Raw genomic sequence first — 15,598 nt, forward strand, 5'->3', positions numbered from 1 at the left:
TTTTGATGGCGATCATAAGGCTATTGCGTTGGTGTCTGGCAATCTGTATTAAAATAGCTAATTAATATAATTAAATTGCTAAATGGAGGCGCTGTGACACCGGTTAGTTTTGAAAATGTTCATTTGCCAGTGGCAACCCATTACGGCTTTCGACACTATCAACAGGATTCGGAGCAAAGGGTTGAAGTGGCGCCTCATTTTCATTTGATGTACGAGTTGATGTGGTTCAGAAAGGTGTCTGGCTCGATTCGAATCAATGAGCAGCGTTATGAAATTGGAGCTAATTCGTTGCTGTTCGTACCGTCGCTTTTAGTCCATGACATGCGCACAGACGCAGCTCGGCAAGAGTTTTTTTTATTGCAGTACAGCGCGGATTTATATGCCGATTTAAGTTTATTGCCGCAGCAGCAACCCTTGTTAATGCCTCTGGTGCAAACGTTGACTGGCACCGATGCTCAGCACTTAGATCACCTTGCTAGCTGGCTTGGCGAACTTGATAACGGTCCTGAACAGTTGTCATTGAAGCAAAGTGTCATGCGCACCTTGTTGTTATTGGTTGGTCAGCTACAACAGGCGTACGCCAGTCGCCATAAACACGCGGCCCATCAGCAGCACAGTTGCTCCAAAATATTGCCGTTAATTCAACGATTAGAATCAGATAGTCAAATTCACTTAACGCTTGATCAAGCGGCTGATTTTTCCGGTATGTCGCGCTATCACTTTTCCCGCAGTTTCAAGAAATTACTTGGGCAAAACTTTAAGGATTACCTGCTGAAGCGGAAGCTCAGTGCTGCCGTTAGTTTATTGGTGAATTCACAACTGACCATTGCCGAAATTGCTTATCGCTGCGAATTTACCGATAGCGCTTATTTTTGCGCCAAATTCAAACAGCAGATGGGACAAACCCCGCGTCAATTTCGTAGCAACATTTTGCAGGCGAATGAGTTTGCGGCCTCGTATTGAGACCGCAACCTTGCAACGGATTATTTGGCGTCAACAACCTGGTCGTCATTGTCCTTTTCAGAGCCACTTTCGTTGTCTGTATTATGGGTGTGGTAAATATGAACATCGCGCTGTGGGAACGGAATATTGATCCCTTCTTCATCAAACTTGAGTTTGATCTGACGAGTTAAATCCCAGTATACGTCCCAATAATTTTCGGTACGGACCCAAGGACGAACCCAGAAATCAACTGACGACTCACCAAGATTCGCGAGTTTAATGACCGGCTCCGGATGTTTCAGTACATGCTCGTGAGCTTTAACCACTTCTGCAATGGCTCGTTCGGCTTTGGCGATGTCATCCTTGTAGCCAATGCCAAAAATCAAATCAACGCGGCGCACGCGTTCGGCTGTGACGTTAGTGATTACATCCTCCCAAATCTTGTTGTTGGGCACGATGATGCGCTGATTATCAATGGTTTTGATGGTGGCATTAACCAAGCTCAATTTTTCAACGGTGCCGGATACGCCACCGGCTTTGACCATGTCATTAACGTCGAATGGTCGATAAATCAGGATCATTAAGCCCGAAGCGAAGTTCGACAGCGTTCCTTGTAAAGCAAAACCAATCACAATACCGGCAACACCGAAACCGGCCAGTAGCGGCGCAACTTCGAATCCGGCTTGCCCTAGCGCAACCAAGATGCCAAACACCATAATGATTTTGTGCGCGATGGAAGCAAAAAACTCCTGAAGTAGCTTAGATAAATTCAGTTTGGAGTTGCTGGTGGCTTTAAATACCAGTTTGCGAGCGGTTTGAGCGACAAAATGAAATGCCACTAGAATGGCCACGATCACAATCAATTTGAACAAAAGGTTGGGGCCAAAATCGAGGAATGCCGTCCATAGTTTTGATGACCAGCGAGACACCAAGCGTGAGATGACGTTGATATTAAAAATGTCTTCGGTAACGGCGCCAGTACTGGCAATTAACGCTTCTTTGTATCGACTGGTATTGGTCCCTAACTGATCGAGCAGCTGAACGGTAAGGGCCAGGGAGGCATTATTACTGTCAATTTTTTCATGATATGCGCGAATGGCCGTATCAAGGTGCTCTAGCTCTGAACTCAAGGCTTCTGATTTCTCTTCGGCGAGTTGAGTCAATTGCTGTTCAGAGTAAATAAGCAACAGGCTTATGTCGTCTGCACGAGCGATCAAGGCCTTAGTAAAGTTGTTGCGTTCACTGCTGGTTGTTAACCCCACTTTGTCTTGCCACGCAATATTTTGCATGGTGAAGCTCAACATGGAATCGAGGCGCTGCTGCAAATGGGCCATTTGAGATTCCCAATCGAGCAATTCCCCACTGTCTTTGGTCGAGCGTTTTTCACGCTCTTCATCAATGTGTTTCTCGAGTTCAATGAGGGCATTTCTTGCTGCCGATGCTTGCTCTTCGAGAATGTCTTTAACGGATTTCAGCTGCGCCGCTGATAACGAGGCAATTGTTTCCTGATCGCCCAACAACTCATCCATCTGAACTTGCTGTTGACTCACTATTTGCTGAACTCTAAGCCGGATCAGCAACCGTTGTTCGCCCGTCGCTTTGACAGGGTGATTAATGTAGCGGGTGAGGCGTTCGTGTTGTTCTTCGAGCTGACTGATTTGGCTGTCGATGTCTGTGGCCGCGATCGAAGTTGAAGCGATAAAAAGGCTGATGGCCGTGAGGGCTAGCCATTGATAGCAATAACGAATCATTGAGCATCCTTGGTAAAAATCGTTTGTCACTGAGTCTAGTATCGAAGAAAAACAAAAAAAAACGACATCTAACTCACTATTTTTAGTGACTTTGTCATTGGGCCGTTTTGTTTTGGCTAAATCGTTGTGGAACAGGTATACGAGATTAAGTGCTGGCGGTAAACCTTGCTAAGCGAATTTACACTGATATAGCTCGTCGCACTTAACGCAATACGCCCAATTCTTTCTGAGAGCGGGGCGCCAATGCGAATTGTTGACGTGTTATCGGCCCACAAAGCCGTAACCGAATTGGTTGCTAAATAAGCGGTTTCAGGGAAAGAGAGCTGTAATTTAGTGTTTCAACCTCGGGAAGGGGAGGAAAAATGGATACGTAAACGGCTTTAATGTAAGCATTGTCGGGTCCCATTCTTATTCATAAGATACTTCTAAGTTGTTGCTAAAAGGCAATATTTACGCTCCGAAATAGTGGCGGTAGTCGCATAGAAATCCGCACTTACTGAAATCGTTTTCATTAAATTAGCGAAAAATTGAACAATTTTACGGGTGTCGAATCAATTGGTTTTTCTCGTTTCGCGTTAAAAAGACATCGAGCCACGTCATTGTAAAGTGATCTAGATAACGTTTTCATTGATTGGTTGGCATGGTTTTGCGTTACTGTAATGCTCTGTAATTAAAGGGTTTAAATTTAAATTAAACAAAAACGTAACCGACCTCACACTATTCCATAACTAGAATGTTTGACATTCTTAATGCCTAGATACCAGAATCTATTTAGTTCGCAGGCTCGAAAAACGAACAAAGATAACGTTTTCAGGTCAACGGCTCGCCAACTATTAAATAAAGAGTCGGTAAACGCGAACCATACAAAGAACAGTGAACCGGTTTGCTTCTTGGAGCAGTTCTGAGAGGGGATCAGAAAGGGATCAAAAGATGATTAATAAATCACATAAATTCAAATACTCTGCGATAGCACTAGGGGTGGCTAGTTGCTTTGCGGCGGCACCTTTGGTCGCGCAAGAACAACCAGATGCGGGCGATGACGTTGAAATCATCAACGTAACTGGTGTGCGCGGCTCGCAAATCAAGTCTATTAACGTGAAACGCGGTGCCGACTCTGTAGTCGACGCAATTTCTTCCGAAGATATCGGTAAACTACCGGACGCAACGATTTCTGATTCGCTTCAGCGGATCTCGGGTATTCAAATCCGTCGTTCTGCGGGTGAGGGTGGTTCAGTCAACATCCGTGGTTTGCCACAAGTTTTGACTCAAATGAATGGTGAGCAATATCAAGGCGCCAACTCAGTTGTTTCAAGCCAACCAGATTTCGGTGATGTACCTGCACCGCTATTCCGCGGTGTTGAAGTTCATAAATCGCCAACTGCCAGTCTAGGTAACGCCGGTATCACCGGTACCATTAACCTACAAACGTATCGCCCATTTGATTTTGATACCGGCTTAACGACAGCAGGTAGTATTGAAGCGCGTTACGGCATGGAAACTGAAAGTACGGATCCTGCTGTAAATGCCTTAGTGAACTGGAACGATGAGAAAGTTGGCTTCCTGCTCGCGTTAGCATACTCCGATGTTACCTTGTCTAACTCCTACAATGGTTTCAACACCTCTGCTGTTGGTGAAGTTGGCTGGACTGGTCAATTTGCTGACACTTGGATTGGTGAAGAAGACCAAGGCCGCTGGTACATGGGCGCCCAAGGTTTTGCTGCTTGGAACCAAGAAACTGAGCGTGAACGTCTTGGTGTGAATGCTTCGTTGCAAATCGACTTAGGCGAAGGCTTTGTTTTCACCAGTGATATTTTCTATACCGATCAAGACGAGTACAACCGTAAGGTTGGTATGAGTGCGACCGATAAGTGGCAAAGCTGGAACTGGTTTACGCCAACCTCTGAGCGCGCTACCGGTGCAGAACACAATGGTGGCGAATTCTATTCGTGGCAAACCATTGATATGAATCCTAAGCGTGTTAAGTCATTTACTCAGAATGACTCTTACTTAGCTGATTCAACCAACATGAACTTCCAGTTGGACTACGATAACGGCGGCAATTTTACTGGTAACTTCCGCGGTATTGTTGGACGAGCGAATCGCGACAAGCGCCACGGCTACAACGAAGGTGATTTGACCAACGGTACCAGTACCTTGGGTCGTACCACTAACTTCTTGCCATCGGACAAGTGTGAAGCTGGCGATGAAGTTGTTGGTGATATGGGCGGCTGTAACCAAGAAATTAACCCGCTCGGTTATGGTGAAAACCCACAATTGTCATTGGATACGAATGGCTCGCACCCAACCTGGAGTGGTTTCGATAACGAAATCTCTGGTGGCTTAGGTGATGGCGCAACATTGGCCGATTACATGAGCAACCTCGGTAGCTATAACATTGGTGCCTTCTCTTCAGAGAACAATGAAAACTCTGAAGCTGATTTGAAAGCATTCAGCTTGAATGGCTCGTATAGCTTTGACCGCGGCTTTATCACCAGTGTTGATATGGGCGCTCGTTTATCTACCCGCGAAGTTGATTTTGAACGTTTCCACTTGTTCTCGCCATTCCACAACGCAGGTTGTGAAGCCCAATGGAAAGCAACCGACGTACTGTTGAATGCTGACGGTGCTTGTCAAGATGGCGAAATGGTTAACGGTGAATTCGTGCCATACGTGGTGCTAGAAAGCGTCGCCCTCGACGAGTACAACAACGTGACATACATTACTGACTTCGGTCCAGTAAGCGGTATTCCAGGTATGTGGGCTGTTAATCCGAAGGATTATGACAACCCAGAAGCGTTCCACAACAAAGTATTCGGCTCAACCAGAAAGCAAATCGTACCTGGTCGTAGTTTCGCCGTGGACTTAGACGAAACGTCTTACTACGTGCAAGGTAACTTCGAGTTCTTAGATGGTGACTTGACCGGTAACGTTGGTATGCGAATGGTTGAAACAGACCTAAGCGTCAAGCAGAACATTGCCGGTGCGGGTATTGCCTATGGTAACTCGAACGAAGATGCTGGTGACATTCTGACCAAGCGAAGCTACAACGACTACCTGCCATCATTGAACATGGCGTATGAGTTGTCTGAAGATTTGATTTTACGTGTTGCATTTAGCAAGAACATGATACCGCTGGATCTTAACCAGTGGGGTGATGGTTTGAGCATTAGCTACGCGTTAGATTCAAATGAAGACAGCGAGACCTATGGTCAATTCATTGCGACCTCAGGAACATCTGACGGTAACCCTGAATTGGATCCATGGCGTTCAGATAACTACGACCTTTCTTTGGAATACTACATTGGCGAAGCGAGTATGTTGAATGCCGCGATCTTCAAGGTAGATATTGATAGCTTCACGCAGAACGAAACTATCCAACAAGAAGTGCCAGATGCTGACGGTGTTGTTCGCCGCAGTGTACCGGTCACAACCAATGTTCAAGGTGAAGGTGGTACGCTCGAAGGTATTGAACTCGGCGCCAAGATGGCGATGAGTGACCTGTTGGGCGACAACAACATGTTCTCTGACTTTGGTTTTGATTCTAACTTCACCTACTCACCGAGTGAGCAAGAAAGCCGTGATATCTACGGTGATAAAAACATGTTCCCTGATAACTCTGAGCGCCAGTTCAACCTAATTGGTTGGTATCAGGCCGATAAGTTCCAGGCGCGTGTTGCTTACAACTACCGTAGTAAGCGTCTTGCTGCGACCGGTGGTGCATGGGGTGCGTTGAACTTGTATCAAGACTCTATCGCCTACGTCGATGTCTCTGCTAGTTATGACATCTACGATAATCTGACTGTCTACATGAGCGGTTCAAACGTGACTGAAGAATACGAAGATTATTACATGGAGTTTAAAGACCAGTTCGCGTATCAGAACTATTACGAAGCACGTTATACCATCGGTATCCGTGGTAAGTACTAAGCTCTAACGCTATGAGGCACTAACCCGATTGGGTTAGTGCCTTTTTTATGGCTAAACGTTTTATTGCTTATTAGTTTTATTACTATTCCGGGTGGCAGTTGTATGGAACAACAGATCTCAGACAGTCGCGTACAAAAGGTCGTGATTGTTGGCGGAGGCACCGCCGGTTGGATGACCGCGGCAAGTCTCAGCAAACACTATCAACATCTCGATATCACGCTGATTGAATCCAGTGACATTGGCACCGTCGGTGTTGGTGAAGCAACAATCCCAAGCATTCGCCGGTTCTATCGAGCCTTAGGTTTGACTGACCAAGACGTCATAAAGGCCACTCAAGGTACCTGCAAACTTGGCATTGAGTTTAAAAACTGGCATTCGACTAATGACACGTTTTTCCATCCATTTGGTTTGTATGGACAGAATGTTCAAGGAGTCTCGTTTCACCATTATTGGTTAAAAATGAAAAAATTAGGGATGGCGGCAGACTTTGCTGATTATTCCTTGGGTTGCACTTTGGCGATGAATGATAAATTCACCACGCCTTCTACTAAACCGCCATCAGAGCTATCCATTTTTGATTGGGCCCTTCATTTTGATGCCAGCCTGTTTGCCATAATGATGCGCCAGTACGCGGAGAAAAATGGCGTGACTCGCGTCGATGCCAAAATCGAGCAGGTTGAGCTTAAACCGGACAATGGCTTTATCGATGCCGTCGCTCTCGATAATGGCAACCGTGTCGGCGGAGACTTATTTATTGATTGCTCAGGCTTTAAAGGCTTGCTAATCGAGCAAGCTTTGGGAGCCGGTTATGAAGATTGGAGCCAGTGGTTGCTGTGTGATCGCGCCGTGGCCATGCAAAGTGAATTAGTAACCGACGCCAAACCTAGAACGGTTTCCACTGCACATGAATCTGGCTGGCAATGGACCATTCCGTTGCGCCATCGGCAAGGGAATGGACTGGTTTACGCAAGCCCATTCATCAGTGATGACGAAGCCATTCAGGTTTTAAAGAACAATATTGATGGCCCGTTAATAACCGAGCCCAATCAGTTCAAGTTTGTTCCTGGCCGACGGAAACAAGCTTGGGTTAAAAATTGTGTGTCGATTGGTTTGGCCTCCGGTTTTCTTGAGCCGCTGGAAAGTACCAGTATTGCGATGATTGAAACGGGCATTGAAAAACTGCGCATGCTGTTCCCAGACAAATCCATGAACCAAGCTTGTATTGATGAATTCAATGACATGACAAAGCTTGAATGGGAGCGGGTACGAGACTTCATCGTATTGCATTACCACTTGAGTGGTCGTACTGATTCTGAATTTTGGCGGCACATTAAAACCGCAGAAATTCCTGAGACGTTGCAGCACAAGATCAATATGTTCAAAGTGCGTGGCCACCTCGTCAAATACCGCTGGGAAATTTTTCAGCCGGTTAGTTGGCTAGCACTCTACAATGGCAACAAGATTTACCCAGAGCATTACGATCCTATGGTCGATAATTTCCCGACCGAATACTTGAACGAAAGCTTTAAGGGCATGCGAGACGCGTTGCAAAATGCCATGGCAAAAACACCAAGTCACAGCGAGTTTCTTCAGCAATTTGCTGTTTAAAAAAGCTTTATACGGCGCGCGCTACGGCTGAATCTCTAATAAAAAAAGCCACCTTCCCTTGTCATAAAGGAAGGTGGCTTTTTGCTTTAGTTGGCTCGCAGCCAACCATTTCGGTTACGACGCTTTGCTGGCCTCTGCCAAGGCTTGGCAATGTTTATTAATAAAGTCGGCATGGGAGCCGGCAAAACCGACGCCTTGATTGATGGCTTTTCGAATTTGCGCTAACTGCTGCAACAATGCGTCTTTCGGCATATTTTCGGCTGCCATTTCATTGTATTTGGGGTAAACCTTCATCCCAGTGAAGATACTGAGCCAACTGTTAATTTCAAACTGCTCGCCATCATATCGAGCAAAGTGGCCTCGTTCCTTAAACAATTCAATCTTGTGTTTAAGCGAGTCGGGTAACTCAATGCGCTGGCAGTGTTGCCAGAAAGGCGTGTCAGTTCGTTGGGTTGCTTGATAATGCAGAATGATGAAGTCGCGGATCCGCTCGTACTGCAAGTCATTCAAACGATTCGCTTCAGCTATTTCCACTTCGTTGATGCCGTGGAACGGGAAGAATTGATGGATGTTAGAAATGCCATTTTGGATCATGGCGATGCTGGTGGATTCGAGAGGCTCCATAAAACCAGACGCCAAACCGATGGCAACACAGTTTTTGTGCCACATCTTTTGACGCTTGCCGGTGGTAAAACGAATCACTAATGGATCGGCTAGGGGCGCGCCATCAAGTTGTGCTAACAGCTGATCGGTCGCTTGTTCTTCGCTCATATAATCGCGGCAGAACACCACGCCGTTACCGGTTCGGTGTTGCAGCGGTATGCGCCAGCGCCAGCCTGCATCCATGGCGATGGATTTGGTATACGGCGTTAAATCTTCACTGGCCGTGCACGGAACGGCGATTGCTGAATCGCAAGGGAGCCAGTGGCGCCAATCGTCATACCCAATATGCAAGGCTTGTTTAATCAGCAAACCTTGGAAGCCAGAGCAGTCGATGAATAAATCACCGCTGATTGTGCGCCCATCTTGGAGGCTGATAGAGCTAATCTGGCCTGATTGCGGCTCTACATTAACCTGCGTGATGTGTTGCTCAATACGGCTTACGCCTGCTTTCTCGGCATAGCTACGCAAATAACGGGCATAAGCAGAAGCATCAAAATGAAATGCATAGTTAAATTCGGCGAGCGGGTTGTTAGCTTGCAGGTTTGGTTGCGCAAATTTGTTACCTAGGGCGAGTTGAGTTGCTAAGCAATATTCGCCCAGCTCTGATTGTTCACCTAGATGGCGTGCGCGGTTCCAATGATGATAAAAGCCAACCCCATCAAGTGGGGCGCCATAACCTGCAAACGGATGAAAGAAGGATTCCCCTTGTTGGCTCCAGTTTTCAAATTCAATACCGAGTTTAAAGGTTGCATTGGTTGCTTTAATAAACTCAACCTCATCTAACCCGAGGTAGTGATTAAACTCTCTAATCGCTGGTAATGTAGCCTCGCCAACACCTATGGTGCCAATGTCGGCCGACTCGACTAAAGTAATGTCGATTTCTTTACCATTAAGAAACTTACTCAGGCTTGATGCTGCCATCCAGCCTGCGGTTCCGCCACCAACAATAACGACAGATTTGATCGCCTTATCCATTCCAATGACTCCAAATTAAACGTAAAGAAAACGATTTCATTCGTTGCAAAATACTAAGGTAGGGCAAGATCAATGGCAAAAACCGCCATCACAAATTCTCTATCAGTTTTGTAATTGATCGTGAATTTGTCGGGTCAGTCGCAGCATCTTGAAATTGGGTTAAAAACGGCGTTTATCAAGGCTTGATATTGCCGATGATTTGCCACTTAACCGATGGCTGAACAATCACTTTCTTGATTCCAAGCGCGGCTCTCTTTTGGGCCAATTTACAATGTCGGCGCCTCGTCGCCCGTGTTGATGCACTGATGGCCTCAACGGCAAGAACAGCAATATCAAGTTGACTACTTTTGAAGTTCTATTGTTGTTGGAACGTGGCTATCAAGTGATGTAATCGGTTACCTTTATGGCTATTTGTAGGTGTTTTATTGGGATGTTGGAATCAACGGCTGAGTGACTTAATGCTTGACTGAAACAGATTTTGGAAATCATTTTTATCTTGAGTATAAATTATTATTTTATCTATAAGGTGTTGATTTTAAATTATTAGTAATTTTAACTGTTAGCTATTTAGGGCGTCGGGTAAAGCTAGCTTTATCGCTTGTTTAGCACTTTGTGGTTCAGATCACTAACTTCTAACAAGTTAAATGATGAAATGTAAACGTTTACTTTGGCCGGGTGTGCAACGAACATGACTTGTGGGGCGTTATGCTAAATCAACCGTTATTGACACAACTGAAGCAGTGGCAACATCGAGCCCGTGTTGAAGCTGAATGCATTGCTGATTGGTGGGCATCTCATACTGTTGACCACGCGAATGGCGGCTTTTACGGCGAAGTTAGTCGAGAAAATAGACCGGTCGCCGGAGCTAATAAAAGCATTATCCAGCATTCACGTATTCTCTGGTTCTTTTCAGAATATGCGCTGCTCTCTGGCTCTGCTCGCTATCGTCAGCTTGCCACTCGTGCTTTTCAATATTTAATCGAGCATTTTGATGATGACAAATACGGCGCGGTGGTGTGGTTGCTCGATCATCAAGGCGAGGTTGTGAATGACAAAAAGCAAACCTATGCAATTAGTTTTGCCATCTATGGCTTAGTGGCTTACTACAAGTTGAGCGCCGATGAGTTGGCCCTCAGTAAAGCTACCGACTATTTCAGCTTGTTGGAAACACATGCCAAAGACGCGGTGCACAATGGCTATGTAGAAGCCTTTAGTGGCAATTGGCAACCGTTGGCAGATGTTCGGTTGAGCGGCGAAGACGAAAACTTCCCAAAAACCATGAATACTCACTTGCATGTGCTCGAAGCCTATACCGCACTTCATGCTGTTGCGCCCACACGGCAAACCCACCAAGCGTTAGCCAATCTTATTGATATCTTTGAACGCCATATTATCGACCACAGCAGCGCTCACTTGCGTTTGTTTATGGAGTTGGACTGGTGCGAACGTTCTACGGTTTGGTCCTATGGCCATGATATTGAGTGCAGTTGGCTAATGTTTGAAACGCTCGAAGTGCTTGCCGATCCAGAACGATTGGCAAGGTTGACGCCGCTCGTGGTGCGCATGGCGGAAACGACGTTGGCCGAAGGCATTGGCAATAAAGGGCAAGTTCTAGACCGGTTTGATTGCAAAACTCAGCGCCGACATCCTACCAGCCAGTGGTGGGTGCAAGCAGAAGGTTTGGTTGGTTTTCTCAACGGCTTTCTCCTAACTAAATCCCCGTTGTTACCGCCAGTAATTAATGATATTTGGCAGTTTATTGAAGATTTTCATCGCGATAATGAGTTTGGTGAATGGCATTACTTGGCAACGTGCGATCAATCAAACCTGCCATTGACTTACAAGGCTGGCGCATGGAAAGCGCCTTATCACAATGGTCGCGCAATGATGGAAATAAGCAAATTAGTTGACCGCATTCGCCACCAACAAGAAACAACAGTGGCGCAATAGAAGCACAAGGCCACCCCCCATACTGTAGAGACTTAAATACGATGATATTTAAAACCCATAGCACCGTTAAAAGCCTGTTCCTGGCCTGTTTGTTCGCAGGGCTGTTAGCCGCGCCAGCATTGGCCTTTGAACATTTTATTAGCCGCGATGGTCATCAATTGAAAGACGGCAACGAGGTTTTTCGATTTGCAGGGATTCATGCTCCCGAGCTTCATCGTATTGAAGATCAAGCACGCGGCAAATGTCTGGATGATCCAAGGGGCTGGGGCCAGTACTTCAAATGGCCAACAGCTCAAGAGCAAGAGAATTGGATCCAATCCTTAGTGTTAACGGGCCATAAAGCCATGCGCGTGTATGTGCTATCGATTGCTACGCAGTGGGATCAAGCCTGTGAACGTGAAACTCATATTTTGCCGCCGAACACCGCGGATGGTATGCCACGGCTTAATGAAGCGGCCATGGTTCATTACGATCGGATGATTGCGTTGGCCGACAAGCATGGTTTGCGGCTTATTTTGCCGTTTGTCGACCACTGGAAATGGTGGGGAGGGCGCAACGACCTTGCGGCATTTTATGGTGAGCATGAAGATGATTTCTACGACATTAACAGTAAGACGTATGCCGCTTACCAAAGCATTATCAAGCAGGTGACGGGGCGCACCAATACCTTCACCGGTCGCAAATACAACGAAGAAAAAGCCATTATGGCGTGGGAAACTGGCAATGAGTTAAAGCTATCGAACGAGTCATTCGTTCGTACCACAGCGACACTGATCAAACATCAAGCGCCAAACCAATTGGTCATTGATGGCACCTATCTGAAGGTCAATGAGTTTTCGTTATCGGATCCGAATGTTGACATCATCACCAATCATTTTTACACCGTGAATGGTAACAATAATCCGGAGCAGATCCTTAAAGATTTAAAAGCCATTAATGGCAAGAAAGTTTATTTTATTGGTGAATTTGGTCTCGACAGCGCGGCTCGGTTGAACAGCATCATGCAAGCGGCGGTGCATCAACAATATAACGGTGCTCAAGCAGCTGGCGCGCTATTTTGGCATTTTCGTGGCCATCGTCATGACGGCGGTTACTATTGGCATAAGGAAGTGACGGGGCATTACGCCTACCATTTACCTGGTTCTCCTGAGAACTACCGTAATGAAGAAATGGCCATGGCAGACGGTGCAAGGTTAGCCATTGCGCAAATGGACGGTGCACAACAGATGCAGCCGTTGCCTGTACCGCAAGCGCCAGTGCTTCGGCCTATCGATACGCCTAACAACTTTAAATGGTTGGGGGCGCCGGTAGGTCGCTGGTATCGATTTGAACGCGCGATGCGTGAAGATGGCCCGTGGCAAATCATCGGCGACGGTATCTCGGATGGCCGAAATGGGTTTAATCCGGCAACCGATACACTATTTGCTGATCCAATGCCGCGACAGGCTGGCCAAACTTACTTCTACCGCGTGATTGCATTTAATGAGACGGGCCAATCGATTCCGTCCAATATTGAGACGTATACACAACCAGAATAGATTTAGTGGACTAGACTGTTGTTATGAGCAAGCACAAACTTGATTCATAAACTCCCCCTTGAATAGTATTCGTTAGCCCGCCTTGAGCGGGCTTTTTTTGTCTGTAAATCGCCCCGTCAGATTTTAATCGGAATCAGAGCGGTAAACGTGAAAGGCTATCGGCTAAGCGCAGTCAACGGCAGCGCAAGGGTAACCTTTGCAGCCTAACTATCTATGAACTCTTGGACTGAACGAGACGGGTGCTCAACGAGCCGCCAGATTAGATTTTCGGGGGATTCGCTAATAAAAAAAGCCTCAACCAAATGGTCAAGGCTCATTGTGCGATAACGTTTAAATAGGGGCTTTAAACGTTATAGGGCTTGTTGGATGTTAAGTTGGCTAACCCTTTGACTATTTTGAAAATAGACCAAATCCAAACTGCAAAGATAATAAAGTAGCCTATTACAAAAACAGCGAGAACCGCACCGAGAATCGATAGGAACAAGCCCCACCAGAATACTTTAGTAATATTCGAATAGTGATCGGCAAAGATGGTTCCTTGCGCATCAGCTTTTTTCACCATGGCCCAGATCGCGCCTACGATCCAGAAAATCCCCGTAAATAGACCTATTACCATTAAACCGTACGCAATAAGCGCATTGGTTTTTGCCGCATCATCTTTGGCGGATAGGGTCTGCGGGTTTACGGTTGTTTCTTGTACATCTGACATTGATTTCTCCTTTAGTTGTCAGTTGTTTGATCCTTCTTATCTAACCAATGTTGCGCAGATCGAAACAAAAAAATGGATCTGAAGCATAGGCAAGACGTTAAACCTAGAATGTTATCTATGCAACTGTAAATTAACATAAAAAACTCTAAAAACAGCTTGGTTCAAAGGTAAATCTATTGGAATTGATATATTGGGCGGGAATTTATAAATGCCTAGTTCGGCACTTTTGCGTAATTCACTGTGCCTCGAATAGATGTGCCCATAAAACAGCGTTGTATCGAACTGGAGGGGAATCGCTTTTAGTCGCTAGGAGGCAGGAGTATCATGGTGTCTTTAATGAGCCCATGTAGATCCCAAAATGACCAATAACGACATCCTCCGCCGTGTGCGATATATCTTTAGTTTTAATGATGCCAAGGTCATTGAGCTGTTTGCCCTAGCCGAATTGCAGGTCACCAGAGAGCAGGTTTCCGGTTGGTTGAAGCGCGACGATGATCCTGCTTTTACCCCCTGCAACGATAAAACCTTAGCCACCTTTCTAAATGGCTTAATCAATGACAAGCGCGGTAAGCGAGAGGGTGAGCAACCTCAGCCTGAGAGCCGCCTGACCAATAATCTGATTATGATGAAGCTTCGTATTGCGCTCAATCTGAAAGCTGAAGATATTTTAGAGTTGTTGAGCAGTGTTGGATTTAATCTAAGTAAACATGAACTCAGCGCCTTTAGCCGTAAACCGGATCATAAGCACTTTCGCGAGTGCAAAGATCAGATAATCCGTAATCTGCTAAAAGGGATGCAACTGAAATATCGCGGCGATGCTGGCCCCACCGTAAAGAATCACAGCCGCACAGCAACGAAAACGACATCTACCAAAAAGCAATCTACCAGCAGTGGCTTTAAGTGGCCCACAGCCTGATGTTGTAACCCCTTGCCGCGACACTCTATGGCGTTTATCTAAGCCTTTTGCGTGTCGGCACCATTTGTCGCCTTCATACGCGCTTATTCGAGCGCGGCTGCCCCTGAACTTGGTTCGTTAGTTGAGCGAATGAATGTGTTGCAGTGATTTCCGGTGCTTTTTACTGGGGGAAGTACATCGACTTGTGGTGCGAGGCTATTGGTGAGCAGGGAAGGGGCTATATGTTTGAGAAGTGCAGATACAAAAAAGCCCCGACCAAATGGTCAGGGCTTGTTTGTAATGGTGCCCAGAGGCGGAATCGAACCACCGACACGGGGATTTTCAATCCCCTGCTCTACCGACTGAGCTATCTGGGCGAATAAATGGTGCCGACTGCCGGAGTCGAACTGGCGACCTACTGATTACAAGTCAGTTGCTCTACCAACTGAGCTAAGTCGGCACACTAAAACTGGTTTGCTTTAGCAAGCTATTATTCGCTTGTCATAACGGAGGCGCTTCTCATCTGGAAAGCAGTTCCGCTGCAACGGGGCGCTATTAAACTGATTTTGTCGGACTAAGTCAACAGCTTTTTTTACTGTTTTTTTTAATGGTGCAAAGTTTGCGCGTTTCGCCTTGTTTT

The 15,598-nt window shown here is 46.2% G+C and carries 9 protein-coding genes and 2 tRNA genes; 6 read left to right on the forward strand and 5 right to left on the reverse strand.

Annotated elements, in window-relative coordinates; genetic code table 11:
• Nucleotides 1-93 precede the first annotated feature (93 nt).
• Complete coding sequence (locus tag K0504_RS13785; RefSeq protein WP_220104742.1) at nucleotides 94-963, forward strand: helix-turn-helix transcriptional regulator; 870 nt, start codon at nucleotides 94-96, stop codon at nucleotides 961-963.
• A 20-nt stretch (nucleotides 964-983) separates the two neighbouring features.
• On the opposite strand, the gene K0504_RS13790 is transcribed toward K0504_RS13785, so the two are convergent.
• On the reverse strand, nucleotides 984-2,693 hold the full coding sequence (locus K0504_RS13790; RefSeq protein ID WP_220104743.1) for a mechanosensitive ion channel family protein: 1,710 nt from the start codon (nucleotides 2,691-2,693) through the stop codon (nucleotides 984-986).
• Between the two features lie 930 nt (nucleotides 2,694-3,623).
• On the opposite strand from K0504_RS13790, the gene K0504_RS13795 reads away from it, so the two are divergent.
• Together K0504_RS13795 and K0504_RS13800 are read left to right on the forward strand one after the other, a co-directional pair.
• Entirely contained in the window at nucleotides 3,624-6,620 is a 2,997-nt protein-coding gene (locus K0504_RS13795; protein WP_220104744.1) for a TonB-dependent receptor, read from the forward strand.
• 102 nt (nucleotides 6,621-6,722) lie between these two features.
• Nucleotides 6,723-8,228, forward strand: a complete 1,506-nt coding sequence (locus K0504_RS13800) for a tryptophan halogenase family protein (RefSeq protein WP_220104745.1) — start codon at nucleotides 6,723-6,725, stop codon at nucleotides 8,226-8,228.
• Between the two features lie 114 nt (nucleotides 8,229-8,342).
• Here the strand turns inward: K0504_RS13800 and K0504_RS13805 are convergent, their stop codons facing one another.
• Nucleotides 8,343-9,866 (reverse strand): tryptophan halogenase family protein, encoded by a 1,524-nt coding sequence (locus K0504_RS13805; RefSeq protein WP_225918141.1) that lies wholly within the window; start codon nucleotides 9,864-9,866, stop codon nucleotides 8,343-8,345.
• A gap of 705 nt (nucleotides 9,867-10,571) precedes the next feature.
• Between K0504_RS13805 and K0504_RS13810 the strand changes: the two genes are divergently transcribed.
• Both K0504_RS13810 and K0504_RS13815 read left to right on the forward strand, forming a co-directional pair.
• Nucleotides 10,572-11,816 carry an AGE family epimerase/isomerase gene (locus K0504_RS13810; protein WP_220104746.1) on the forward strand — a complete coding sequence of 415 codons (1,245 nt, stop codon included), beginning with the start codon at nucleotides 10,572-10,574 and terminating at the stop codon, nucleotides 11,814-11,816.
• Between the two features lie 41 nt (nucleotides 11,817-11,857).
• Nucleotides 11,858-13,354, forward strand: a complete 1,497-nt coding sequence (locus K0504_RS13815) for a glycoside hydrolase 5 family protein (RefSeq protein WP_220104747.1) — start codon at nucleotides 11,858-11,860, stop codon at nucleotides 13,352-13,354.
• A gap of 343 nt (nucleotides 13,355-13,697) precedes the next feature.
• Here the strand turns inward: K0504_RS13815 and K0504_RS13820 are convergent, their stop codons facing one another.
• Nucleotides 13,698-14,063, reverse strand: coding sequence for a DUF4870 family protein (locus tag K0504_RS13820; protein WP_220104748.1), 366 nt, complete (start codon nucleotides 14,061-14,063; stop codon nucleotides 13,698-13,700).
• A 358-nt stretch (nucleotides 14,064-14,421) separates the two neighbouring features.
• Between K0504_RS13820 and K0504_RS13825 the strand changes: the two genes are divergently transcribed.
• The gene (locus K0504_RS13825; RefSeq protein WP_220104749.1) at nucleotides 14,422-14,979 is read left to right on the forward strand and encodes a YehS family protein; all 558 of its coding nucleotides are present in this window, start codon (nucleotides 14,422-14,424) and stop codon (nucleotides 14,977-14,979) included.
• Nucleotides 14,980-15,259: 280 nt separating this feature from the next.
• Here the strand turns inward: K0504_RS13825 and K0504_RS13830 are convergent.
• Nucleotides 15,260-15,335, reverse strand: a tRNA-Phe gene (locus K0504_RS13830).
• A gap of 7 nt (nucleotides 15,336-15,342) precedes the next feature.
• Nucleotides 15,343-15,418 (reverse strand) — tRNA-Thr (locus tag K0504_RS13835).
• Between the last annotated feature and the right edge of the window lie 180 nt (nucleotides 15,419-15,598).

This window comes from Neiella holothuriorum (assembly GCF_019457915.1).
In the GTDB taxonomy this organism is placed as follows: Bacteria; Pseudomonadota; Gammaproteobacteria; order Enterobacterales; family Neiellaceae; genus Neiella; species Neiella holothuriorum.

Coding starts and splice junctions, on each gene's coding strand:
- K0504_RS13825 (WP_220104749.1), top strand. CDS start 14,422: ATGACCAATAACGACATCCTCCGCCGTGTGCGATATATCTTTAGTTTT.
- K0504_RS13790 (WP_220104743.1), bottom strand. CDS start 2,693: ATGATTCGTTATTGCTATCAATGGCTAGCCCTCACGGCCATCAGCCTT.
- K0504_RS13805 (WP_225918141.1), bottom strand. CDS start 9,866: ATGGATAAGGCGATCAAATCTGTCGTTATTGTTGGTGGCGGAACCGCA.
- K0504_RS13820 (WP_220104748.1), bottom strand. CDS start 14,063: ATGTCAGATGTACAAGAAACAACCGTAAACCCGCAGACCCTATCCGCC.
- K0504_RS13800 (WP_220104745.1), top strand. CDS start 6,723: ATGGAACAACAGATCTCAGACAGTCGCGTACAAAAGGTCGTGATTGTT.
- K0504_RS13815 (WP_220104747.1), top strand. CDS start 11,858: ATGATATTTAAAACCCATAGCACCGTTAAAAGCCTGTTCCTGGCCTGT.
- K0504_RS13795 (WP_220104744.1), top strand. CDS start 3,624: ATGATTAATAAATCACATAAATTCAAATACTCTGCGATAGCACTAGGG.
- K0504_RS13810 (WP_220104746.1), top strand. CDS start 10,572: ATGCTAAATCAACCGTTATTGACACAACTGAAGCAGTGGCAACATCGA.